The following is a 23,072-nucleotide window of genomic DNA, read 5'->3' on the forward strand; positions in this document are numbered from 1 at the left end:
CACCGCCGCCGCTGCAACCCGCCGTCGGCCGTTATTTCCTGGCCTGCTGGACCTCGTGCTCTGCCGCACCAGCGTCCTGGCCACCACTGCGCCCGGCCGCAGCGTTGTCCGCGCGCACCTCTGCCCGGAAGACCTCGAAGCGGGCAAGATGGGCGGGCCGGCGCCGAAGGACGGCCCACGCCACGCCAAGGACGACGAACCAGATGGGCGTTACCAGCAGTGCAACCAGCGTGTCGGGCTGGGTGGTCAGGGCCCACAGGACGAAAGCGAAGAACGCGTACACCACCCATACGGCGGGGATGCCACCGGGCATCTTGAACTTCGACGCCGCATGCAGGTGCGGCCGGCGGCGCCGGAAGGAGATGTAGCTGGCGAGGATGATCGACCAGACGAAGACGAAGCAGACGGCTGACACGGTGGTCACCATTTCAAAGGCCTTGCCAACGTCCTGGCCGGCATACATCAGTACGACGCCGGACAGCAGCAGGACGCAGGACAGGAACAGCGCGTTGCTGGGCACCTTCCTCGTGGAGAGGCGGCCGAACATGCCGGGGGCGTCGCCTTCCTGGGCCAGTCCGAAGACCATGCGGGAGGTGGAGTAGATGCCGGAGTTCGCGGAAGACATGGCCGAGGTGAGGACCACCAGGTTGACCACCGTGGCTGCGGCACCAAGGCCGGCCAGGGAGAACATGCCGATGAAGGGGCTGTGGCCTGCGGCGAACTGGGTCCACGGAGTGACGGCCATCAGGATGACCAGCGCGCCGACGTAGAAGAGCAGCACGCGGACGGGGATGGCGTTGATGGCCCTGGGCAGCGTGCGTTCGGGATTCTTGGCCTCGGCGGCGGTGGTGCCCACCAGTTCGATGCCCACGAAGGCGAACACCGCGATCTGGAATCCGGCCACGAAGCCCATGAACTCGTTGGGGAAGAACCCGCCGTGGCTCCACAGGTTGGTGAAGCTTGCAGTGCCCGCGCCGCTTTGGAAACCGGTGAAGATCATGAAGAGACCCACGATAATCAGGGCAGCGATGGCGACGATCTTGATGAGGGCGAACCAGAACTCGGTCTCACCGAAAGCCTTGACGGTGGCGAGGTTCAGCAGGAGCAGGATGGCAACGGTGGCCAGGCCCGGGATCCAGAGCGGCAGCGCCGGCCAGAGTTCCTTTGAGTAGCCGGCGATGGCGATGACGTCCGCGATTCCGGTGATCACCCAGCAGAACCAGTACGTCCAGCCGGTAAAGAAGCCTGCCCACGGTCCGAGGAGGTCAGCCGCGAAGTCACTGAAGGACTTGTAGTTCAGGTTGCTCAGCAGCAGTTCGCCCATGGCCCGCATGACGAAGAAGAGCATGAAGCCGATGATCATGTACACGAAGATCACGGATGGGCCGGCCGCGGAGATGGTCTTGCCGGAGCCCATGAAGAGGCCGGTGCCGATCGCTCCGCCGATCGCGATGAGCTGGATGTGCCGGTTGGTGAGCTGCCGCTCCAGGTGGGGAGGCTCGCTGCGGGCTGCCGCAGTGGCGCCTTGGTTGCGGGCCGGTTCGCCGTTGGACGTTTGGGGATGAATCGCCATGAGGAACTCCATCGATAAAGCGGCCTTTTGGGGGCCGCAAAAGATTTGGTTCCTCCCCGCTCTGTAGTGAACCTGAGAGTTTCCGCAGCCCAGGGCCGCTTGCACCGTCGGTGAGCCAGGGACATGCCTGGCTGCTTTCCAGAGTTGCCTGTCCGCGGCGGTACGTGGGCCTGAGAGTTTCCTGGGGAGGATTTGCTCCTACGGCGCCTGTTGGATGTACCGGCAGGGCTCTCCCGCCGCAGGTCGAAGGCATGTTCAATTGGACGCCGCAGCCCTGGGGGCCGCGGCGGGTCATGCGATGGGATGGGCGCCGGCTGGTGGGCCGCTCCGGATACGTTGAGCCGGCCACCGGGCGGTGCCGATCCCGGGGTTCAGTGTGGTGTCCGTCACGATCGAAAGTCAAACTTGTCCCGCCACAAGCTGGGCGGAAGGGTGCCAGGTTCCGGGTCCCGCTCCCTGCGGCAGTCGCCCGATTTGCCACCGGCAGCTAATCCCGATACCTTGTGAGCCGAATCACCCACATTTGAATAAGCCTTTCGAGCTGTGACGGGAGAGTCCTCCCGGCGAAACACCGGGCAGGCGCCGTAGGAGCAAATCCTCCCCAGGAATCTCTCAGGCCCCCGTACCGTCATGGCGAGGCGACTCTGGAAAGCAACCAGGCTTGTGCCTGGTTCACCGACGGTGCAAGCGGTCCCCTGCCAAGAGCAGGCAACGCGGAATCTCTCAGGTCCAATACAGAGCGGGGAGGAACCCATCCCATGCCGTGCCATCTTTGGCCGGCCAGAACTGGAGTTCCTCATGACGATTCAATCGCATCCAACATCGTTTGTTGACCGCCATATCGGCGCACGCCGCCAGTCCGACGTCGACACCATGCTCAAAGCCGTGGGCTACGACAGCGTGGATGGCCTCGTTGACATCGCCGTCCCCGCGTCCATCCGCCAGGAAACTGCGCTCCGGCTGACCGACGCCCTCAGCGAGGTGGAGGTCCTTGCCGAGCTGCGCCGGATCGCCGGCCGGAACAAGACCGCCATCCAGATGATCGGCCAAGGCTACTACGACACCGTGACCCCGCCGGTGATCCGCCGCAACATCCTGGAATCGCCGGCTTGGTACACCGCCTACACCCCGTACCAGCCGGAAATCTCGCAGGGCCGGCTCGAGGCACTGCTGAACTTCCAGACCATGGTGCAGGACCTTACGGCCCTCCCCGTGGCCAACGCCTCGCTGCTGGATGAGGCCACCGCCGTGGCCGAGGCCGTGCTGCTGATGCGCCGGGCCAACAAAAACAAGACCGCCAAAGACGGCAAGACCGTATTGGACGCCGACCTCCTCCCGCAGACCATCGCCATCGTCCTGGGGCGGGCCGAAGCCCTCGGCTTCGAGGTGGAAATCGCCGACCTCACGGGCGGCCTGCCCGAAGGCGACATCAACGGCATCGTGCTGCAGCAGCCCGGCGCGTCCGGCCGGGTCTGGGACCAGTCCGGCGTCATCGCCGACGCCAAGGACCGCGGCGCCCTGGTCACGGTCGCAGCCGACCTGCTGGCCCTCACCCTCATCACCCCGCCGGGCGAGCAGGGCGCGGACATCGCCGTCGGCTCCACCCAGCGTTTTGGCGTGCCGTTGTTCTTTGGGGGACCGCACGCCGCCTACATGGCCGTCCGCGACGGCATGGAACGCACGCTCCCTGGCCGCATCGTCGGCGTGTCCAAGGATGACGCCGGCGTCCCGGCCTACCGCCTGGCCCTGCAGACCCGCGAGCAGCACATCCGCCGCGAGAAGGCCACCTCCAACATCTGCACCGCGCAGGCACTGCTGGCCATCGTCTCCTCCTTCTACGCCGTCTACCACGGCCCCGACGGCCTTAAGGCGATCGCCGAAACCGTCCACAACAACGCAAGGGTCCTGGCCACCGCCCTCACGGCCATGGGCCGCGAACTCGTCAGCGACTGTTTCTTCGACACGCTGACGGTCCGCGTCCCGGGCAAGGCCACCAAGGTGATCACCGCCGCCGAAGCCCGCGGCATCAACCTGCGCTTCATCGACGCGGATACAGTTGGCGTGTCAGTCGATGAAACCACGACGCCGGAGGTCCTCTCCGCGGTTGCTGTCGCCTTTGGTGCCGGTCCCGTGGTGTCTGCAGAGGGTTTCGAACTGCCCGAAGCCGTGCTGCGCACCTCGGCGTACCTGCAGCATCCGGTGTTCAACACGCACCGTTCCGAAACCCAGCTGCTGCGCTACATCCGCAAGCTCTCGGACCGGGACCTGGCGCTGGACCGCACGATGATTCCGCTGGGTTCCTGCACCATGAAGCTGAACGCCACCGCCGAGATGGAAGCCATCTCCTGGCCGGAGTTCGCGTCCATCCACCCGTTCGCCCCGGACTCCCAGACCGCGGGCTGGCGTGAACTGATCGCCGGGCTTGAAGCCGATCTCGCCGAAATCACCGGATATGACCAGGTGTCCATCCAGCCCAACGCCGGTTCCCAGGGCGAACTCGCCGGGCTCCTGGCCATCCGCGGCTACCACCACTCCCGTGGAGAGCAGCAGCGGACCGTCTGCCTGATCCCGGCCTCGGCGCACGGCACGAACGCTGCCTCGGCCGTGCTGGCCGGCATGAAGGTCGTCGTCGTGGCTACCGCGTCTGACGGCACGATCGACCACGATGACCTGACGGCCAAGATCGAGACCCACAAGGACGTCCTCTCGGCCATCATGATCACCTACCCGTCCACCCACGGCGTCTACGACGGGGATGTCCGCGAAGTCTGCGACGCCGTCCATGCGGCCGGCGGCCAGGTGTACGTGGACGGCGCCAACCTGAACGCACTGGTGGGGCTTGCGCAGCCGGGTAACTTTGGCGGGGACGTGTCGCACCTGAACCTGCACAAGACCTTCTGCATCCCGCACGGCGGCGGCGGACCCGGCGTCGGCCCTGTTGCCGCCAAGGCGCACCTGGCACCGTTCATGCCGGGCGATGCCAACAAGGCCGCGCACGAGGCCGGACACGGTGTCGCCATTTCGGCGTCCCGCTTTGGTTCGGCCGGGGTGCTGCCGATTTCCTGGGCGTACGTGAAGCTGATGGGCGGCGAGGGCCTGACCGAAGCCACCAAGTCTGCGCTGCTGGCCGCAAACTACGTTGCCGCGCGCCTGGACGAGTACTTCCCGGTCCTTTACACGGGTGAGGGCGGGCTGGTGGCCCACGAGTGCATCCTGGACCTGAGGGAACTCACGGCCAGGACCGGGGTCACGGCCGAGGACGTTGCCAAGCGGCTGATCGACTTCGGTTTCCACGCCCCCACACTGTCCTTCCCCGTCGCGGGCACCCTGATGGTGGAGCCCACCGAGTCCGAGGACCTCGCCGAGATCGACCGCTTCATCGAGGCCATGATCACCATCCGCAAGGAAATCGACCAGGTAGCCAACGGCGACTTCACCGTGGCCGACTCACCCCTGCGGCACGCACCCCACACCGCGGCCGCCGTCGTCTCCTCTGACTGGAACCGCGCGTACCCACGGGAGCAAGCCGCGTTCCCGGTGCCCTCACTCAAGCAGGACAAGTACTTCCCTCCGGTGGGGCGCATCGACGGCGCAGCAGGGGACCGCAACCTGGTCTGCTCCTGCCCACCCCTCGAAGACTTCGAGGCTTCGACAAGCTCAACCACCGGATTGGAAGACTGACATGTCTGAGAACTACACCGCCCTTTATGAGCAGCACAAGAAAGCCGGGGCCTCCTTCACGGACTTCGGCGGCTGGCAGATGCCGCTCAAGTACAGCTCGGAGCTCGCCGAACACCACGCCGTCCGCAAGGCCGCCGGCCTGTTTGACCTCTCCCACATGGGCGAAGTCTGGGTCACCGGCCCCGACGCCGCCGCCTTCCTGGACTACGCCCTGGCCGGGAAACTCTCCGCAGTAGCGGTGGGCAAAGCGAAGTACTCGCTGATCTGCGATGCCGACGGGGGCATCATCGACGACCTCATCACCTACCGCCGCCCGTCTCCGGAAGACCGCGTGGACACGTACCTTGTGGTGCCCAATGCGGGCAACGCAGCTGTTGTGGCGAAGGAACTCCTGGAACGCTCCGCCAACTTCAACGTCACCGTGGAGGACGCCTCTGCGGAGACCTCGCTGATTGCCGTGCAGGGACCGAATTCCGAGGCGATCCTCCTGAAGCTGGTCCCCGCCGAACAGCACGCACTGCTCACGGAGCTGAAGTACTATGCGGCCGTCGAGGTGGAAATTAACGGGCAGGACCTGCTCGTGGCCCGCACCGGCTACACGGGCGAGGACGGCTTCGAAATCTACGTTCCCAACGAGGACGCGCCCGGCCTGTGGGAGGCGCTGCTGGAAGTCGGCGCCGGCCAGGGGCTCATCCCCGCCGGGCTCGCCTGCCGCGACTCGCTCCGCCTCGAAGCCGGGATGCCGCTCTACGGCAACGAACTCTCCCGCTACGGCAACGCGTACGCGGCCGGCCTGGGTCCCGTGGTGTCGCTGGCGAAGGAGAGCGATTTCGTCGGCAAGGAAGCCTTGGCTGCGATCAAGGCCGCCGGAGTCGGGTCAACCATCGGGCAGAAGCTGGTGGGCCTCAAGGGCGCCGGCCGCCGCGCCGCACGTGCCCACTACCCCGTCCTCAAGGACGGCACCCTTGTGGGCGAAGTGACCTCCGGCCAGCCCTCCCCCACCCTCGGCTACCCCATCGCCATGGCCTACGTCGACGTCGAATTCGCCGCCCCCGGCACCGAGCTCGACGTAGACCTGCGCGGCAAGGCCGAGCGGTTCGAAGTAGTAGCTCTCCCGTTTTATAAGCGCCAAAAGTAGCCAGACTTCGGGACGGGCAGGCCCCAGTCTCCACGCGTGCTGCTCCTTCGTCGCTTTGACGCACGCTTTCGGAAACCGCGGCCAGCCTGGCCCTCGGAGGTGGTGGGGCATCCGGAAGCGTGCGTCTAAGGGAGCGTCACGTCCGCGCAGCGGGCGTCTACGCGACCGAGCACGCGGAGGATGTCCTGGCACCTCCGCCCCCGACCACAACAGGTTTTGAAAGATAAGGAAAGATCATGAGCAAAGTTGTTTCTGAACTGAAGTACTCCGCCGAGCACGAATGGGTTGCCGTTGACGGGGCCGGTCCTGCGGGGATCGGGATTTCCGCCGTCGCCGCCGATGCCCTGGGCGACATCGTGTACGTGGACCTGCCCGAGGTCGGCTCCACCGTGACCGCCGGTGAGACCTGCGGCGAGGTGGAATCCACCAAGTCCGTCTCGGACCTCTACGCACCCGTCACCGGTGAAGTGGTGGAAATCAATGAGGGCGTGGTGACGGACCCTGCCCTGATCAACAGCGATCCCTATGGCGCCGGCTGGCTGTTCAAGGTGGCCGTCACCGAGGAAGGCCCGCTGCTTTCCGCCGAAGAATACGCAGCAGCGAACGGCGGCGAACTGTGAGCGCCGCCGCAACCGGCACGAAGGCCTTCGAGCAAGTAGAGTCGCCCAGCCTGAACGCGGACCTCGCCGCCCTGGACCCGGAGATCGCGGCAAAGATCGACGACGAACTGGGCCGCCAACGCGACGGCCTGGAGATGATCGCCTCTGAGAACCACACCGCCGCCGCAGTGATGCAGGCGCAGGGCTCGGTGCTGACCAACAAATACGCGGAGGGCTACCCGGGCAAGCGCTACTACGGTGGCTGCGAGCACGTCGACGTCATCGAACAGCTCGCGATCGACCGGCTCAAGGACCTGTTCGGCGCGGAATACGCCAATGTGCAGCCGCACTCCGGTGCCCAGGCCAACGCCTCGGTGATGCACGCGCTGATCAAGCCGGGTGACACCATCATGGGCCTGAACCTCGCCCACGGCGGCCACCTGACCCACGGCATGAAGATCAACTTCTCCGGCAAGCTCTACAACGTAGTGCCGTACGGCGTCCGTGAGGACACGCACACCGTGGACATGGCCGAGGGGGAGCGCCTGGCCCGGGAGCACAAGCCGCAGCTGATCGTCGCCGGCTGGTCCGCCTACGCCCGCCAGCTCGACTTCGCCGAGTTCCGCCGCATCGCCGACTCCGTGGGCGCCTACCTGATGGTGGACATGGCGCACTTCGCCGGTCTGGTGGCCGCGGGGCTGCACCCGTCGCCGGTTCCGCACGCGCACGTGACCACGTCCACCACGCACAAGACCCTCGCCGGTCCGCGTGGTGGCATCATCCTGACCAACGACGCCGACATCGCCAAGAAGATCAACTCGGCTGTGTTCCCGGGCCAGCAGGGCGGCCCACTGGAGCACGTCATCGCCGGCAAGGCCGTGGCGTTCAAGATCGCGGCCTCCGACGAGTTCCGCGAGCGGCAGGAACGCGTCCTTGCCGGCGCCCGCATCCTGGCCGAGCGCCTGGTCCAGCCGGACGTCGCCGCCAAGGGAATCAGCGTGGTCTCCGGCGGCACCGACGTGCACCTGGTCCTCGTTGACCTGCGCAACTGCGAGCTCAACGGGCAGCAGGCCGAAGACCGGCTCGCCGCGATCGACATCACCGTCAACCGGAACGCCGTCCCCTTCGACCCACGCCCGCCGATGGTCACCTCTGGCCTGCGCATCGGCACCCCGGCACTGGCCACCCGCGGGTTCGGCGAGGACGCCTTCCGCGAGGTTGCAGACATCATCGCCGAGGCATTGACTGCCGACGGCGACGCGGACCTTTCCGGCCTGCGTCACCGCGTGGAAGCATTGGCTTCGGCGCATCCGCTCTACCCGGGCATGAAGAATCTCGCCTAAGTGCTTGGGCTCTGGCCACCTTGGCCCGGTGGGACCGGCATCCTCCGCGTGCTCGGTCGCGAGGACGCCCGCTGAGCGGACGTGTCGCTCCCTTAGACGCACGCTTCCGGATACCGGTTCCACAGGGGCTTCGGTCCGTCGCCTTGGGTATGGCTCGGCTCGGGTCTGCCGTCGGTCAGGGGCGGGATGCGGACTACCTGCGTTTTTGTCTTCCCGGCCTATCCGATCGTGTATGTGGTCTGCTTGTTTGCCTTGTGGCTGTGGTGACGGACCCGGGGTGGGTGGGGGATTCCGGAAGCGTGCGTCAGAGGCGAGGAACGAGCCAGCACGCGGAGGAATTCCGCAGCCGCCCACCCAAGCCCGGCCACCATCAACCGAACCACAGTTTTAGTTAGGAATACCCGTTATGGCTGTTGGAGTTTTTGACCTGTTTTCGATCGGGATTGGCCCCTCTAGTTCTCATACTGTGGGGCCGATGCGGGCTGCTGCCGTGTTTGCGGAGGAGTTGAGGGCTTCGGGTGTGCTGGCTGGGGTGGCTCGGTTGCGGGTGGATTTGTATGGGTCGTTGGCGGCGACGGGGCATGGGCATGGGACGATGACGGCGATCTTGTTGGGGTTGGAGGGGTTTCATCCGGAGTTGATCCTGCCCGGGGAGGTGGAGGAGCGGTTGGCCGCGATCGCGGAGACCGGGGTCCTGAACCTCGCCGGCGCAGTCCCGCTGCCCTATGGGGTGGCGGATATGGTGTTGCGGCCGTTGACGGTGTTGCCGCGGCACACGAACGGGATGACGTTCACGGTCACGGACGCCGCGGGTGCGGTGGTGCATGCGGCGACGTTCTTCTCGGTCGGTGGCGGGTTCATCGTCCGGGAGGGTGAGGAGGACGCGGCGCAGCAGGAACTGGAGGAATCCAAGAAGGAGCTCCCGTTGCCGTTCCGGACCGCCGCGGAACTCCTGGAACATTGCGCGGTGACCGGGCTGGGCATCGCGGACGTGATGCTCGTGAACGAAAAAACCTCCCGCACGGAGGAGGAGATCCGGGCCGGGCTGCTGCACATCTGGTCCGTGATGGAAGCCTGTGTGGCGACCTCGCTGACGCGCCAGGGGGTGTTGCCGGGCGGGTTGAAGGTCCGCCGCCGCGCCCCGGACTGGTTTGAGCGGTTGAAGAAGGAAACCGCCGACGGCAGGGACACGGACCAGGACGCGGGCTGGGACGCGGGCCCGTACGACCCTCGGTATTGGCAGGAGTGGGTTAATTTGGTGGCGTTGGCGGTGAACGAGGAGAACGCCTCCGGCGGCCGGGTGGTCACCGCCCCGACGAACGGGGCGGCCGGGATCATCCCGGCGGTGTTGTTCTACGCCCTGCACTTCGCCCCCGGGATGGACAAAGCCACCGCCGCGGACCGGGACGACGTTGTCGTGAAGTTCCTGCTGGCCGCGGGCGCGGTCGGGGTGCTCTACAAGGAACAGGCCTCGATCTCCGGGGCCGAGGTCGGCTGCCAGGGCGAGGTGGGGTCCGCGTCCTCGATGGCCGCGGCCGGCCTGGCCGAGGTGATGGGCGGGACCCCGGCGCAGGTGGAAAACGCCGCGGAAATCGCGATGGAACACAACCTGGGCCTGACCTGCGACCCGATCGGCGGGCTGGTCCAGGTCCCCTGCATCGAACGGAACGCGATCGCCGCCGCGAAAGCGATCAACGCCGCCAAGATGGCGCTCTGGGGCGACGGCACCCACCGCGTCTCCCTCGACGAAGTCATCATCACCATGCGCGAAACCGGCAAAGACATGTCCTCCAAATACAAAGAAACCGCCATGGGCGGCCTCGCCGTCAACGTCGTCGAATGCTGACCCGGGATTCGGCAAGCTCAACCAACGGCAAGACCACGAACAAAGGAACACGATAATGACATTGGCACCCGAGGGCCGGAAGATGCTGCGGATCGAGCAGCGCAATGCTGCCGTTCCGGTGGAGCGGAAGCCGGAATGGATCAAGGCCAAGGTCCAGATGGGCCCGGAGTTCGTCGGGCTGAAGAACCTGGTCAAAAAAGAAGGCCTGCACACCGTCTGCGAGGAAGCCGGCTGCCCGAACATCTTCGAATGCTGGGAAGACAAGGAAGCGACCTTCCTGATCGGCGGCTCCGAATGCACCCGCCGCTGCGACTTCTGCCAGATCGACACCGGCAAACCCTCCCCCGTGGACATGTTCGAACCCACCAAAGTGGCCCGCTCCGTCCAATCCATGCAACTCCGGTACGCCACCGTCACCGGCGTCGCCCGCGACGACCTCGCAGACGAAGGCGTCTGGCTCTACGCCGAAACCGTCCGCAAAATCCACGAACTGAACCCCGGCACCGGCGTCGAACTGCTCATCCCGGACTTCTCCGGCAACCCCGACCACATCAAGGCGATCTGCGACTCCAAACCCGAAGTCTTCGCCCACAACGTCGAAACCGTCCCCCGGATCTTCAAACGGATCCGCCCCGCGTTCCGCTACGACCGCTCCCTGGACGTCATCACCCAAGGCCGGAACCTGGGCATGGTCACCAAATCCAACCTCATCCTGGGCATGGGCGAAACCCGCGAGGAAATTTCCGAAGCCCTCCGCGACCTCCACCAGGCAGGCTGCGACCTGATCACCATCACCCAATACCTCCGCCCCTCCGAACGCCACCTGCCCGTGGACCGCTGGGTCAAACCCCAGGAATTCGTGGACCTCCAGCACGAAGCCCAGGAAATCGGCTTCCTCGGCGTCATGTCCGGCCCCCTGGTCCGCTCCTCCTACCGCGCCGGCCGCCTCTGGGCCACCGCCATGCGCAAAAAAGGCCGCGACATCCCCGCCGAACTCGCCCACATCGCCGACGGCATCCAAGACTCCGGCACCACCCGCCAGGAAGCCAGCACCCTCCTCGCCGGGTAATCCCCTACGGGGTTTGGGCCGGCTCAACCGCAGTGGTTGTGGCGGCCGGAGACGCCCCTAAACTGGGCCTATGCCCACGCCCAAAGCCTTGCGGCCGTTTGCCCATCGCGAATACCGCGTGCTGATCGCGGCCCTGGCCATCTCGATTTTCGGGTCGGGCATGTGGGCCGTGGCCACGGTCTACCAGGTGATCCACCTGGGCGGCGGCCCGCTGGACCTCTCCCTGGTGGCGGCCGCCGGCAGCGTTGGCCTGGTGGCCTTCGTCCTGGCCGGCGGGATCGCGGCCGACCGTGTTCCCCAACGGCGCCTCATCATCGCCGTGGAGGGCGCCAACCTCGCCGTAATCGCCGCCGTCAGCGGGCTGGCGATGGCCGGCTGGCTGGAATTGTGGCACCTGGCGGTGGGCGCGTTCGTGCTGGGGGTCGGCGCCGCCTTCTTCTTCCCCGCGTACTCGGCCATCCTGCCTCGCATCCTTCCGCCGGAGGACCTCCTGGCGGCCAACGGCATGGAGGGGTCCATGCGGCCGGTCCTGCAACAGGCGGCGGGCCCCGCGGCAGCCGGTGTCCTGGTGGCAGCGCTCTCGCCGTCGCACGCAGTGACGGCAGTTGCCGGCTGCCACTTCGCGGCCTTCGTCATCCTGAACTTCCTGCGCACCCAAGAACGCCCGGGTGCGGGCGGCGAAGGCGGGGAGAGTGCGGAAGGCGCGGAACGTCGTCGTCAATCCTTCCTCCGGGATCTGCGCGAGGGCGTGGGCTACACCGTGCGCACGCCCTGGCTCCTGTGGACCCTGCTGTGGGCCTGCATCTCCGTGCTGTTCCTGATAGGACCCATCGAGGTGCTGCTGCCTTTCGTGGTCCGCGACCAGCTTGACGGCGATTCAAGCGCGTTCGGGTTCCTGCTCGCCATCATGGGCGTCGGCGCTGCCCTCGGCTCGCTGCTCACCGCGTCCTTCCGGCTGCCGCGGCGGTACCTCACGGTGATGATGGTGTCCTGGGGCGCAGGCAGCCTTCCGCTGGCAGCTATCGGAGTGACGGACAACTTCTGGGCGATCGGCGCGGCCCTGTTCGTGTTCGGCGCCACCGGCAGCGTCGGCATGGTCATTTGGGGCACTCTGCTGCAACGGCGCGTCCCGCCGCACCTCCTGGGAAGGATTTCCAGCCTGGACTTCTTTGTGTCGCTGGCCCTGATGCCGGTATCCATGGCACTGGCAGGACCGGCGGCGGAAGTGCTGCCCATCTGGCTGATCTTCCTGGTGGCCGGCGGCGTGTGCCCCCTCATGGCGGCAGTGGCCATGGCTGCCGCCAAAATGCCTCACGACGAACTCGCACATCCGCTCGACGCCGTGCCTCAGGTGGAACAGCCGACGACGGCAGGAGACTAAGGCGGCGGGGCACCGCCGTCTCCTCCCGCCGTCGGACGCGTCCTGCGTGCCCGGCAGGCCGCCTAACTGTTGCCGCGCACCACGGGGGATGCTCGCGGTCGGCAGGCCGCTGGGAAAGACCGTTGGCGCGGGAACGGCCACCGGTTCCAGCCGAACCTGCACGGGCTGCGCCGCCACGAGGACGCGTTGGCCCCGGACGTCAACTTCCAGGGGCTCGCCCTCCTGGACGGTGAGGGCGATGGAACCGGACGCGAGCTGGACCAGCAGCAGGCGCCCCTTGATCTTCAAGTGGAAGGCCAACGCGTCCCATTCTGCGGGCAGGCGCGGATCGAAGAACGGCACCGGCCCCTGGTCCCGCATACCGGCGAAGCCGCACACCAGCGAGCTCCACACGCCGCCCGTGGACGCGATATGGACGCCGTCGATCGTGTTGCCGTGCGTGTCGTCCAGGTCGATGAACGCGGCACTGGTGAAGTGGTCCAGGGCTTCCTTCGAATACCCCACCTCGGCTGCCATGATCCCTTGCACGCAGGCAGAGAGGGTGGAATCGCCGGTGGTGATCGGATCGTAGAAGTCGAAGGCCCGCTGCTTCTCCTGGGCCGTGAAGTCCTGCCACTGGAGGAACATGGCCAGGACCGTGTCCGCCTGCTTGAGGACCTGGTGGCGGTAGATCACCAGCGGGTGGAAGTGCAGCAGCAGGGGGTACTTTGACCGCGGCGTGGTCCAGTCCCACGCTTCCAGAGTCATGAAGTCGTTGTCCTGGGAGTGCACCTGCATCCGGGTGTCGAACGGCAGCTGCATCCGGCTGGCTGCGGCCTGCCACAGCTGGCGCTCCTCCTGCGTGATTTCGGGGTGTTCCAGCGCCGCAGCGGCACGCAGGTTGAAGCGGGCCATCACGTTGGTATAGAGGTTGTCGTTCACCACGGCCGTGTACTCGTCGGGGCCGGTGACACCGTGGATGTGGAAGAGCCCGTCCTTGCCGAAGAAGCCCAGGGAGATCCACATCCGGGCGGTCTCGATCAGGAGTTCAGCGCCCATCCCGTCCCGGAACGCCGCATCGCCGGTAGCCCAGAGGTACCGGTTGGTGGCGAACGCAATCGCTGCCGCGATGTGGAACTGGGCCGTTCCGGCAGCGTAATAGGCACTTGCCTCGAGCCCGTTGATGGTACGCCACGGGAAGAGCGCACCATCCACGCTCAGCTCCTTGGCCCGGATCTTTGCCTCTGGAAGCATGCCGTGGCGGAACTCCAGCACCTGCCGCGCGCCGTCGGGATTTGTGTAGGTGAGGTAGGGCAGCAGGTACACCTCCTGGTCCCAGAAGTAGTGCCCCTCGTAGCCGGAGCCGGTCACGCCCTTGGCAGGGATGCCGGCAACGTCGGCGCGTGCCGTGGCCTGGGCCAGCTGGAACAGGTTCCAGCGGATGGCCTGCTGCAACCCGGGGCTGCCGCCGCCCACAACTATGTCTGACGTGGCCCAGTAGCCGCGGTAATGGGCCATGCTCTCGGCAAAGATCTCGTTGACCGGGCGGAGGGCTTCCTCGGCCACAGCTGCTGCGTCGACGCCGGGGTCCTGGACGGGACGGCCGGCGGCGTAGCTGACACTCTTTTCCAGCCGGAAGGGCTCGTCCGGGTCCACTGCCAGGACATAGCGGACGCTGCTGTCGTCCTGGTCCACCAGGGTTTCGAAGGGCTGGTGCCCCGCGGAGGTCCAGTGGTCCACGGCCAGGCCCACGCGTTGCTTGGATTCGGCGGCCTCCCAGGACAGGCGCAGCGAACCGTCGCCGCCATCAAGGCGCACCGGGAGCAGCACGCGTCCGGCGTGGCGGCCGGACCGTCGCGGATCGTGCACGGAGTGGTCTTCCACCGGCTGGTCCTGGCGGTTGATGACCTGTGAGGTGACGTCCAGCGAGACCTGCCGGTCCGTGGCCACCTCGAGCGAGATGCCGAGGCAGCCGCGGGACTCGAAGCCCACGGCGCGCCGTTCGGTGGTGGTCACGGCAGCCCCGGACCGGCACTGCCAGGTGATGCGGCATTCATACATTCCGGTGGAGAAGTCAACGGTTCGGCGGTATTCCAGGACCTCGGACTCGGCGAGGCTGAGGGTTTCGCCGTCCACCACCACCGCGAAGTTGTTGGCGTCCGGAATGTAGAGGATGCGCTGCCCGGTCCGGGCGAACCCGAAGGCGTTTTCCGCGTGCTTGATGTCCCAGATTTCGTGCAGGCCGTTGATGAAGCTGCCCGGCAGCCCGGCGTCTGCTGCCGCCCAGTGGGCGCCGCGGATGCCCAGGTGCCCGTTTCCGAGCGCAAACAGTGTCTCGAGGGTTCCCGCGTCACCTGCCTCATGGCGGGTTTCAACGAGTTGCCAGGGGGTGTCGGGGAACCGTTCGCGGTCCGCGGTGATGACTGCCATGGTGGGGATCCTTTTGGCCTTGCCGGGTGCCGCCGGGGGCGGGCACGAGGTATTCGGGGGAAATGCGCTGCTCGGATTGGTGCCACGTTGGGGTGGCGGCACCGGTTGCCCGGAGGCGGGGGGCGGGCAACACCGGATTAGGGAATGAGTTCCTGAAGGTCGTTGACCACCAGGGTGGCGCCGGCATCCAGGAGCGTCTGCCGGCCGGCACCGCGGTCCACCCCAATGACGGAGTGGAACGATCCGGCCCGTCCGGCCTGCACGCCGGACACGGCGTCTTCCACCACCACGCACTCCGCACTGGAGAGGTCCAGCAGTTTCGCGGCGTATTTGTAGGTGGCCGGGCTCGGTTTGCCGGGCAGGCCCTGCTCCGCGGCCACCACGCCGTCCACCACCACGGGGAAGTGGTGGCTGAGCCCGGCCGCCTGCAGGACAGCGGGCGCGTTCCGGGAGGATGAGACGACGGCGACCTTGAGTCCCTGCGCGAGCACCGCTTCCAGGAACCGCACCGAGCCTTCGAACGGTTCGACGCCGGCGCTGACGATGTCGTTGAAGAGCTTGTTCTTCCGGTTGCCCAGGCCGTGGACCGTTTCGTGGGCGGGGTCGTCGTCGAGCGGGCCTTCGGGCAGCGTGATTCCGCGGGATGAAAGGAAGTCCCGCACCCCGTCAAAACGGGGCTTGCCGTCGATGTGGTCGAAGTAGTCGCTTTCGCGGTACCCGGGAACGTCCGGATGGGAGGCCAGGTAGCCGTCGAACAGTTCCTGCCAGGCGCGCTCGTGCACGGTGGCCGTGGGCGTCAGTACTCCGTCGAGGTCGAACAGGATTGCGGCGGCGCCGGTCCAGTCGGTGGTCCCGGGCGACGTGTGGTGTGTCATCAGCGGTGCGGTGTCCTTTCAGTCTGCGGACAGCCGGCCCCGCCGGTGCGGCCACAGGAGACTCCTGTGCTCAAGCGCACAGCAGCATCTCCGTGTCCGCCCACTGCAGGACCGATCATGGCCACAGACGAGTGTAAGCGCTTGCAAATTTGACTGGCAACTGTTTTTTCTGCGCGCCGGCAGCATCCGCCTAAGGTTCAGCGCAGCACGTAGTGACGCAGGAAGGCACTGACGTCAACCATCTCGGCCTTGGACATGGCGTGACCCATGCCCGGGTAGGTCCGGGCCGTCAGCAACGTGTTCTCCGCCAGCCATTCGGCGGTGTAGGCGGTGGCGTCTTCGTTGATTACCAGGTCTGCCTTGTCCCGCCCCCAGAAGAAGGGCTTCTTGGTCTCGAAGGAGTCCATGGTGGACAGGAGTTCGTTGTTGAGCACGAACCCGGACAGTCCAACGACGGCTTTGTAGTCGTCAGGGTGCAGCCGCAGGAGCGTGGTCGCCATCGCCATCCCCTGGGAATAGCCCACCAGGGTGACGCTGCTGTGCTGGTCCCTGACCGAACTGATCCAGGCCCGCACGGAGGTGGCGGCGGAGATGACGTCCGCGAAGTCGTTGGCCAGGAAATAGTCCAGCAGGAACCATCCCCAGTGGTCGCCAATGGGCATGGGAGCACGCAGCGCGGCGAAGGTGAACTCCCGGGGCAGGTGCTCGAAGAGGCGCACCATCCGGGACTCGTCCGTGCCGTAGCCATGCATCATCACCAGCAAGGGCGTACCGGCGCGCAGCTTTTCGGGTTTGGACCACACTACTGTTTCCACCGGACCAGCGTAGCGACGCAAGCACGCCATCCCGGCAGGGTGATTGAATCCGGTACCGCCGGGAGGTAGCGTGTCGCCTGACAGACAGCATGCTTAGCAGTGGCACCATACGTAACACTTTCCCGTAACGCCATACCAGTGCCGCACTGGACGCGGCCATAAGGAGCACGTCATGAGAATCGGCTCGTCAATCTTCCTCATCGCCCTCGGCGCCATCCTTGCCTGGGCCGTGGCTCCGGGACTGATCCCCTTCGTGGACCAGCAGCTGGTGGGCTACATCCTGATCGCCGTGGGCGTGATCGGCCTGATCGCCTCGCTGATCCTGGCCTCCCCCGGCCGGAGCCGCCGCGTCAGCGAGTCCCGTTCGGTCATCGATCCCAACACGGGCGAGCGCATCACCCGCAACGAAACGCGAGACGGCGGCATCTAAGCAAAAGCGGAACGCGGGACCCAGAGCCCGGAGAACAGCCATGAACCCGGAAGGCCGGGCTGGACCACCACACGTCCAGCCCGGCCTTCCCGTTTCTGAGGAAGCTCTTCGAACCCGGATTTTGTTTCGTGTGGGTTTCCATTGACAAACCAACATAACCAAAGATAAAGTCAAGTAACTCAACATCAATGTGATGCCAGTCACGCAGGAACCTACGCAACGGAGGGTAAGTGTTCGCCGAAGAGCGCCAGCAAAAGATTGCCGAGCTTGTCGCCGGCAACGGCCGGGTCAGCGTGACCCTGCTGGCTGAGCGCTTCCGCATCACTACCGAAACCGTGCGCAGGGACCTCGCCGCCTTGGAGAACGCGGGCACCGTCCGCCGCGTCCATGGCGGCGCCGTGGCTGCCGACCGCTTCAGCACCACCGAAGAAAGCGTCACCGAGCGCGCCATCCAGCGGCCGGACCAGAAGATCCGCATCGCAGAAGCCGCACTCGCGCTGATCCCACGGAACTCGCCGGCCAGCGTCCTGATGGACGGCGGCACCACCACCGAGGTGCTCGCGGACATGCTGGCGCGGCGCACCGCCGTCGAACCGTTCGACGGAACCGGCCCGCACCACGAACTGGTGGTCATCACCCATGCTGTCCCCATCGCCAGCAAGCTCTCCAACGTTCCCGGCGTTGCCCTGCAAATCCTGGGCGGGCGGGTCCGCGGAATCACCCAGGTGGCCGTGGGCCAGGCAACGGTGGACTCCGCCTCCCGCATCCGCCCCGACATAGCCTTCATTGGCACCAACGGCATCCACGCCACTTTTGGCGTCAGCACTCCCGATCCTGAAGAAGCCGCCGTCAAGGCAGCCTTCGTCCAATCGGCACGCCGCATTGTGGTGCTGGCCGATTCCTCCAAGCTGGACACGGAAACCCTGGTCCAGTTCGCCTCCCTGAAAGATCTGGACACCTTGATCACAGACAGTGAACCCGGGCCGGAACTCGCGGCCGCCCTGGAAGACGCCGGCGTAGACGTGGTGGTCGCATGATTGTCACCTTCACGGCCAACCCCAGCCTTGACCGCACCGTTGCCCTGCCCGGCCCGCTGGCCCGCGGTGAGGTGCAGCGTGCCGTCTCCGTCCGGCAGGAGTCCGGCGGCAAGGGAGTGAATGTCTCCCGCGCCCTGGTGGCATCCGGCCTCGAGTCCCTGGCCGTCCTCCCTGGAGCAGACAGCGATCCCGTCCTCGCCGGCCTGCGCGAGCAGGCGGTGCCGTTCGTGTCCCTGCCCATCGACGAGCCGCTGCGGACCAATGTGGCGCTCACCGAACCCGGCGGCGTGACCACCAAGATCAACGAACCCGGGCCCGTCCTGGCGGCAGACCAGCAGGAAGCGCTCATCAAGCTGCTGCTGGAAAGCTCGCGCGGCGCCAGCTGGGTGGTCCTGGCCGGCTCGCTGCCGCCTGGATTCCCGGACAACTTCTACGCCATGGTGGCCCGTCGGATCAGGGAGGCAGGCAATGGCACTGCGCCCCTGATCGCCGTCGACTCCTCCGGGGCGCCCCTGGCCGCTTCCCTGACCGACGCCGGAACGTCCGACGACGGCACGGGCAGCGGCGCAACAACCCCAGGTTCCGGGAAACCGGACCTCCTCAAACCCAACGCCGAAGAACTGGCTGAGCTGGCCGCAGCCGCGGGTTTTGCCCCGGCCACCGGAGACGAGCTGGAAGCGGACCCGGCTGCTGCCGCAGCCGCCGCAGCCGCCGTCGTTCGCTCCGGCGTGGGTGCTGTGCTGGCAACTCTCGGTTCCAAGGGAGCTGTCCTTGTAACGGCCGACGGCGCGTGGCTGGCCACGCACCCGCCGGTCGCCGCAGTCAGCACGGTGGGCGCGGGCGACTCCGCGCTGGCCGGCTACCTGCTCGCCCACGGCCGGGGATCCGCCCCGGCCGACTGCCTTCGTCAGGCGGTGGCCCACGGTGCCGCCGCTGCCTCGCTGCCGGGTTCCACTGTTCCGGCAGTACACCAAACCACCCCGGATGCCGTAATCATCACGGCCCTTCGAAAGGATTGACAGTGACTCAGCTCATCACCACGGAACTGGTCGAGCTCGACCAGAACCTGGGTAACGCGCCCGAAGCGGTGATCCGGCATCTGGCAAGCAAGGTAGCTGCCGCCGGACGCGCCACAGAAGTCGAAGGCCTCTTCGCCGATGCCTTCGCCCGCGAGCAGGAAACCGCCACCGGCATCCCCGGCGGCATCGCCATCCCGCACTGCCGCTCGGCCGCCGTCACGGTTCCCACCCTGGCCATGGCCCGCCTGGACCCGAAGGTGGACTTCGGCGCCAAGGACGGCCCGGCGGACCTGGTGTTCTTCATCGCCGCCCCGGACGGCGCTGACCAGGAGCACCTGAAGCTGCTCTCCAAACTGGCCCGCTCCCTGATCAAGAAGGACTTCACGGCCGCGCTGCGCAACGCCGCTTCCGAGGCAGAGATCGTGGAACTCGTCGAAGGTGCCTTGACGGACAAGCCTGCCGCGCACGCTGCCGCTCCCGTGGCGGATGCAGTTCCGGTGGCTGCCGGCGTTGGCGCAGCGGGCGCCGCCGGCTCCGCTTCCGGCGCTCCCGCCACCGGTGCCGCAGGCTCAGGCGGACGCGGCCCCAAGCGCCTCGTAGCCGTGACGGCCTGCCCCACCGGCATCGCCCACACTTACATGGCAGCCGATTCCCTCGTGGCGGCTGCCCGGGAAATGGGCGTGGACCTGCAGGTGGAGACCCAGGGCTCATCCGGTGCCAAGGCATTGGACCCCGCCGTCATCGCCGCCGCGGACGCCGTGATCTTCGCGGTCGACGTGGACGTGCGCGGGAAGGAGCGTTTTGCCGGCAAACCCGTCATCAACGCCCCCGTGAAGCGCGGCATCGACGAACCGGACAAGATGGTCCAGGAAGCGCTCGCCGCAGCCGACAACCCGCACGCCCGCCGCGTCCCGCACTTCGGTGCCGAGGAACAGGCCGAACACGAAGCCGAGGAGAGGGGCGAGCACATCGGGCAGAAGCTGAAGAAGGCCCTGCTCACCGGTGTCAGCTACATGATTCCGTTCGTGGCAGGTGGCGGCCTCCTGATCGCCCTTGGCTTCCTCATGGGCGGCTACCTGATCACCAAATACGCGGACAATATCGTTGTCCAGAACAGCCTCTTCAACCTGCCTACCGAGTTCCCTGACAACGCGTGGGGTCCGCTGGGCGCCTACCTGGGCGCGGTGCTGTTCAAGATCGGTGCCCTTTCGCTGGGCTTCCTGGTCCCGGCGCTGGCCGGCTACATCGCCTACGCGATCGCTGACCGGCCGGGTATCGCCCCCGGTTTCGTCGCCGGAGCCGTGGCCGGCTTCATGGGAGCCGGCTTCCTCGGCGGTATCGTCGGCGGCCTGCTCGCCGGTTACATCGCCCACATGGTGGGCCGCCTGCAGGTAGCCCGCTGGCTGCGTGGCCTGATGCCCGTGGTGATCATCCCGCTGCTGGCATCGCTGGTGGCGTCCGGCCTGATGTTCCTGATCCTGGGCGGCCCGATCGTGGCCATCACCAAGGGCCTGAACGCCTGGTTGTCCGGCCTGACCGGTGCCGGCGCCATCGCGCTCGGCGTGATCCTGGGCCTGATGATGTGCTTCGACCTCGGCGGCCCGGTCAACAAGGTTGCCTACTCCTTCGCCGTCGCCGGCCTGGGTGCGGCTACCATCGACAACCAGGCGCCCTGGCAGATCATGGCAGCGGTCATGGCCTCCGGCATGGTTCCCCCGCTGGCCATGGCGCTGGCGTCAACGGTCCTGAACAAGAAGCTCTTCAGCCTCGCGGAGCAGGAAAACGGCAAGGCCGCCTGGTTGCTGGGGGCGTCCTTCATCTCCGAAGGTGCCATCCCGTTCGCCGCGGCCGATCCCCTGCGCGTCATCCCCGCCAGCATGCTGGGCGGCGCGGTGACCGGAGCCATCTCGATGGCGGCAGGCGTCGGATCCAAGGCACCGCACGGCGGCATCTTCGTCTTCTTCGCCATCGACAACTTCGTGATGTTCGTCGTCTCGATCGTGGTGGGTACGGTAGTTACGGCCCTGTCGGTGATCGCTCTCAAACGCTGGGCAGTCAAGAAGACCGTTGATACGGTTGAACCGGTTCCCGTGACCGTCTAAGCCGGCCCCGACCCACCTATCCTCCCGGCGCTGAACCGTCAGCACGCCGAACGACTAAGGAGCAACAATGCCAGAACGCACCGCAACCGTCGCCAGTCGAGTGGGCCTGCACGCACGCCCCGCCGCCATCTTCGCTGAGGCGGCAGGCGAGTTCGAACTGGAGATCACCATCGCCCGTGAAGGGGAGCCGGCAGACGAGGCGATGGATGCCGCCAGCATCCTGTCCCTCATGAGCCTGGGCGCCTCGCACGGCGACGTAGTGGTCCTCCGCGCCGAAGGCGCCGGTGCGGACGACGCCCTGGAGCGCCTGGTGCAGATCCTGGAAACGGATCACGACGCCGAGTAGCAGCCATGCTGCCTTGCAGCACACAGCCGGCGGCCGCCGTCGGGCTTCCCCAGGGGAACGCCCGACGGCGGCCGTTTGGCTTTCAGCGTCAAGCCTCCTTCGGGAGGCCTGGCGGTCAGCCCCGTTCGGCGATGGCCTTCACGTCAGCAACCAGCTTGTCCCACATCGCCCGGGAGTGCGCTGCGGCTTCTTCGCTGGGGTTGTTGTCCTGGGCCAGCGTCAGCCTCGTGGCGCCGCCCTGGTCCTCCAGGGTCCATTCGAGCGTGTGGTAGTTCCCGGGTTCATCCGGCTGGCCGGACAACGGGCTGAAGTGGGTGTGGACCAGTTTCCGCCCCGGTTCAACGGCGAGGATCTCACCCTTGTCCTGGTAGGGCTTCCCTTCCCATTCGCCGTGCCAGATGATGGGGCTGCCAACGTTCCAGTCGGTCTGCAGGGTGGCTCCGAACATGAACTCCTTCACCGCCGCGGGGTCGGTGATCACCTCCCACACTTGTTCGGGCGTGGCGTCGATGGTGGTAACGGATGTTGCCACATGGTTTCCGGTCATGCTCAAGGCCTTTCTCGCCGTGAAGATCAGATATTCCCATTCCATCTGGAACGGGACGTCGCCGTGCGCGTCCCCGTAGGAGTCGGCCAGGTCCGTGAGGGCCTGGTCCAGGGCTTTGACCTTGTCCCGGTCATCGGCCAGTGATTTGTACACGGAGATCATGGGGCCGTAGTGCGATTTGAAGTACCTGACGAAGTCCGCCGGCTGGTGGAAGCTCCGGACGGCCAGGTTCTGCTTCCTGGTGCGGATACTGCCGGCCCTGTCCCCCAGCAGTTCGCGGACGTGTTGCTCGCTCCCCCACAGCGTGGCGGGCTGCGCACCCGGCGGGGGCGGCGGCGCGAACGGACCCAGGGCGGCAAACAACTGCCCGACGAATCCTTCCGGCGTCCAGCAGAGCAGCCCGATGGTGCCTCCCCGTTTGCAGACCCGGAGCAGTTCGTCGGCGGCTGCCTGGTGGCGCGGAGCGAACATCACTCCGATGCAGCTCATGACGGTGTCGAACTCTTCATCGCCGAAGGGCAGGGCTTCGGCGTCGGCTTCCTGCCAGTCGAGGGTGACGCCCCGGTTCGCTGCCTCCCGCCGTCCTGCGTCGAAGAGTTCGGGTGTGAGGTCGCCGGCCACTACTTTGGCACCCATCATGGCCGCAGGGATGGCTGCGTTGCCGGTTCCTGCCGCAACATCGAGGACGCGTTGCCGCGGGTTGATGCCGCACGCCTCCACCAGCACCGCGCCCAGTTCCAGGAGCATTTCGTCGGCGAGCGCCGGGTAGTCCCCTGATGCCCACATGGCCCGGTGTTTGGCCTTGAGTTGCCGGTCCGCCTCCGCGGCGGCCTGATCGTTCATGTCCGCGCCCCTTTTCGTG

16 protein-coding genes, 2 pseudogenes and 2 riboswitches are annotated in these 23,072 nt (G+C 66.6%); of the genes and pseudogenes, 12 read left to right on the top strand and 6 right to left on the bottom strand.

The genetic code is table 11. The annotated features are described in order from the left end of the window. Positions 1–31: 31 nt before the first annotated feature. A complete protein-coding gene (gene cycA, locus QF050_RS01505; protein ID WP_308928834.1) occupies positions 32–1,573 on the bottom strand; it encodes a D-serine/D-alanine/glycine transporter in 1,542 nt (513 codons plus the stop codon). 148 nt (positions 1,574–1,721) lie between these two features. After that, a riboswitch (glycine riboswitch) is annotated at positions 1,722–1,819 on the bottom strand. Positions 1,820–2,110: 291 nt separating this feature from the next. Then, a riboswitch (glycine riboswitch) is annotated at positions 2,111–2,211 on the top strand. 160 nt (positions 2,212–2,371) lie between these two features. Between cycA and gcvP the strand changes: the two genes are divergently transcribed. The 7 genes from gcvP to QF050_RS01540 all read left to right on the top strand — a co-directional run bounded on the left by gcvP (position 2,372) and on the right by QF050_RS01540 (position 12,630). Further along, positions 2,372–5,254: an aminomethyl-transferring glycine dehydrogenase gene (gcvP, locus tag QF050_RS01510; protein WP_308928835.1), complete on the top strand. Its 2,883-nt coding sequence runs from the start codon at positions 2,372–2,374 to the stop codon at positions 5,252–5,254. Between the two features lies 1 nt (position 5,255). Beyond that, positions 5,256–6,392 carry a glycine cleavage system aminomethyltransferase GcvT gene (gcvT, locus tag QF050_RS01515; protein WP_308928836.1) on the top strand — a complete coding sequence of 379 codons (1,137 nt, stop codon included), beginning with the start codon at positions 5,256–5,258 and terminating at the stop codon, positions 6,390–6,392. 236 nt (positions 6,393–6,628) lie between these two features. Continuing rightward, positions 6,629–7,012: a glycine cleavage system protein GcvH gene (gcvH, locus tag QF050_RS01520; protein WP_308928837.1), complete on the top strand. Its 384-nt coding sequence runs from the start codon at positions 6,629–6,631 to the stop codon at positions 7,010–7,012. After that, positions 7,009–8,334, top strand: a complete 1,326-nt coding sequence (gene glyA, locus QF050_RS01525) for a serine hydroxymethyltransferase (RefSeq protein ID WP_308928838.1) — start codon at positions 7,009–7,011, stop codon at positions 8,332–8,334. Before gcvH ends, glyA begins: the two co-directional genes overlap by 4 nt. 406 nt (positions 8,335–8,740) lie before the next feature. After that, on the top strand, positions 8,741–10,180 hold the full coding sequence (locus tag QF050_RS01530; protein WP_308928839.1) for an L-serine ammonia-lyase: 1,440 nt from the start codon (positions 8,741–8,743) through the stop codon (positions 10,178–10,180). A gap of 55 nt (positions 10,181–10,235) precedes the next feature. Beyond that, a complete protein-coding gene (lipA, locus tag QF050_RS01535; protein ID WP_308928840.1) occupies positions 10,236–11,249 on the top strand; it encodes a lipoyl synthase in 1,014 nt (337 codons plus the stop codon). 70 nt (positions 11,250–11,319) lie between these two features. Beyond that, entirely contained in the window at positions 11,320–12,630 is a 1,311-nt protein-coding gene (locus QF050_RS01540) for an MFS transporter (protein WP_308928841.1), read from the top strand. An 84-nt stretch (positions 12,631–12,714) separates the two neighbouring features. On the opposite strand, the pseudogene QF050_RS01545 reads toward QF050_RS01540, so the two are convergent. The 3 genes and pseudogenes from QF050_RS01545 to QF050_RS01555 form a co-directional block, all read right to left on the bottom strand. Further along, positions 12,715–15,039 (bottom strand): annotated as a pseudogene (locus tag QF050_RS01545) (glycoside hydrolase family 65 protein); the annotation flags it as partial. Positions 15,040–15,176: 137 nt separating this feature from the next. Continuing rightward, positions 15,177–15,914 (bottom strand): HAD-IA family hydrolase, encoded by a 738-nt coding sequence (locus tag QF050_RS01550; RefSeq protein ID WP_308928842.1) that lies wholly within the window; start codon positions 15,912–15,914, stop codon positions 15,177–15,179. A gap of 197 nt (positions 15,915–16,111) precedes the next feature. Then, entirely contained in the window at positions 16,112–16,729 is a 618-nt protein-coding gene (locus QF050_RS01555; protein WP_308928843.1) for a dienelactone hydrolase family protein, read from the bottom strand. A 172-nt stretch (positions 16,730–16,901) separates the two neighbouring features. On the opposite strand from QF050_RS01555, the gene QF050_RS01560 reads away from it, so the two are divergent. From QF050_RS01560 to QF050_RS01580, 5 genes are all read left to right on the top strand, one after another. Further along, entirely contained in the window at positions 16,902–17,159 is a 258-nt protein-coding gene (locus QF050_RS01560) for a DUF6458 family protein (RefSeq protein WP_308928844.1), read from the top strand. A 230-nt stretch (positions 17,160–17,389) separates the two neighbouring features. Continuing rightward, complete coding sequence (locus QF050_RS01565; RefSeq protein ID WP_308928845.1) at positions 17,390–18,196, top strand: DeoR/GlpR family DNA-binding transcription regulator; 807 nt, start codon at positions 17,390–17,392, stop codon at positions 18,194–18,196. Continuing rightward, positions 18,193–19,215, top strand: coding sequence for a 1-phosphofructokinase family hexose kinase (locus QF050_RS01570; RefSeq protein ID WP_308928846.1), 1,023 nt, complete (start codon positions 18,193–18,195; stop codon positions 19,213–19,215). Before QF050_RS01565 ends, QF050_RS01570 begins: the two co-directional genes overlap by 4 nt. Before the next feature lie 2 nt (positions 19,216–19,217). Continuing rightward, the gene (locus QF050_RS01575; RefSeq protein ID WP_308928847.1) at positions 19,218–21,317 is read left to right on the top strand and encodes a fructose-specific PTS transporter subunit EIIC; all 2,100 of its coding nucleotides are present in this window, start codon (positions 19,218–19,220) and stop codon (positions 21,315–21,317) included. A 67-nt stretch (positions 21,318–21,384) separates the two neighbouring features. Continuing rightward, positions 21,385–21,663: an HPr family phosphocarrier protein gene (locus QF050_RS01580; protein ID WP_308928848.1), complete on the top strand. Its 279-nt coding sequence runs from the start codon at positions 21,385–21,387 to the stop codon at positions 21,661–21,663. 115 nt (positions 21,664–21,778) lie between these two features. Here QF050_RS01580 and QF050_RS01585 read toward each other — a convergent pair whose 3' ends face one another. Both QF050_RS01585 and QF050_RS01590 read right to left on the bottom strand, forming a co-directional pair. Next, the gene (locus QF050_RS01585) at positions 21,779–22,210 is read right to left on the bottom strand and encodes an SRPBCC domain-containing protein (RefSeq protein ID WP_308932069.1); all 432 of its coding nucleotides are present in this window, start codon (positions 22,208–22,210) and stop codon (positions 21,779–21,781) included. A gap of 6 nt (positions 22,211–22,216) precedes the next feature. Beyond that, a pseudogene (locus tag QF050_RS01590) lies at positions 22,217–23,053 on the bottom strand (class I SAM-dependent methyltransferase); the annotation flags it as partial. Positions 23,054–23,072: the final 19 nt, after the last annotated feature.

It is taken from the genome of Arthrobacter sp. SLBN-112, from assembly GCF_030944625.1.
Classification (GTDB): domain Bacteria; phylum Actinomycetota; class Actinomycetes; order Actinomycetales; family Micrococcaceae; genus Arthrobacter.

Bases quoted from the DNA above. Each gene is read 5' to 3' on its own strand.
- QF050_RS01530 (WP_308928839.1), top strand. From the start codon at position 8,741: ATGGCTGTTGGAGTTTTTGACCTGTTTTCGATCGGGATTGGCCCCTCT.
- QF050_RS01540 (WP_308928841.1), top strand. From the start codon at position 11,320: ATGCCCACGCCCAAAGCCTTGCGGCCGTTTGCCCATCGCGAATACCGC.
- gcvH (WP_308928837.1), top strand. From the start codon at position 6,629: ATGAGCAAAGTTGTTTCTGAACTGAAGTACTCCGCCGAGCACGAATGG.
- gcvP (WP_308928835.1), top strand. From the start codon at position 2,372: ATGACGATTCAATCGCATCCAACATCGTTTGTTGACCGCCATATCGGC.
- QF050_RS01580 (WP_308928848.1), top strand. From the start codon at position 21,385: ATGCCAGAACGCACCGCAACCGTCGCCAGTCGAGTGGGCCTGCACGCA.
- cycA (WP_308928834.1), bottom strand. From the start codon at position 1,573: ATGGCGATTCATCCCCAAACGTCCAACGGCGAACCGGCCCGCAACCAA.
- QF050_RS01585 (WP_308932069.1), bottom strand. From the start codon at position 22,210: ATGACCGGAAACCATGTGGCAACATCCGTTACCACCATCGACGCCACG.
- gcvT (WP_308928836.1), top strand. From the start codon at position 5,256: ATGTCTGAGAACTACACCGCCCTTTATGAGCAGCACAAGAAAGCCGGG.
- lipA (WP_308928840.1), top strand. From the start codon at position 10,236: ATGACATTGGCACCCGAGGGCCGGAAGATGCTGCGGATCGAGCAGCGC.
- QF050_RS01570 (WP_308928846.1), top strand. From the start codon at position 18,193: ATGATTGTCACCTTCACGGCCAACCCCAGCCTTGACCGCACCGTTGCC.
- QF050_RS01560 (WP_308928844.1), top strand. From the start codon at position 16,902: ATGAGAATCGGCTCGTCAATCTTCCTCATCGCCCTCGGCGCCATCCTT.
- QF050_RS01550 (WP_308928842.1), bottom strand. From the start codon at position 15,914: ATGACACACCACACGTCGCCCGGGACCACCGACTGGACCGGCGCCGCC.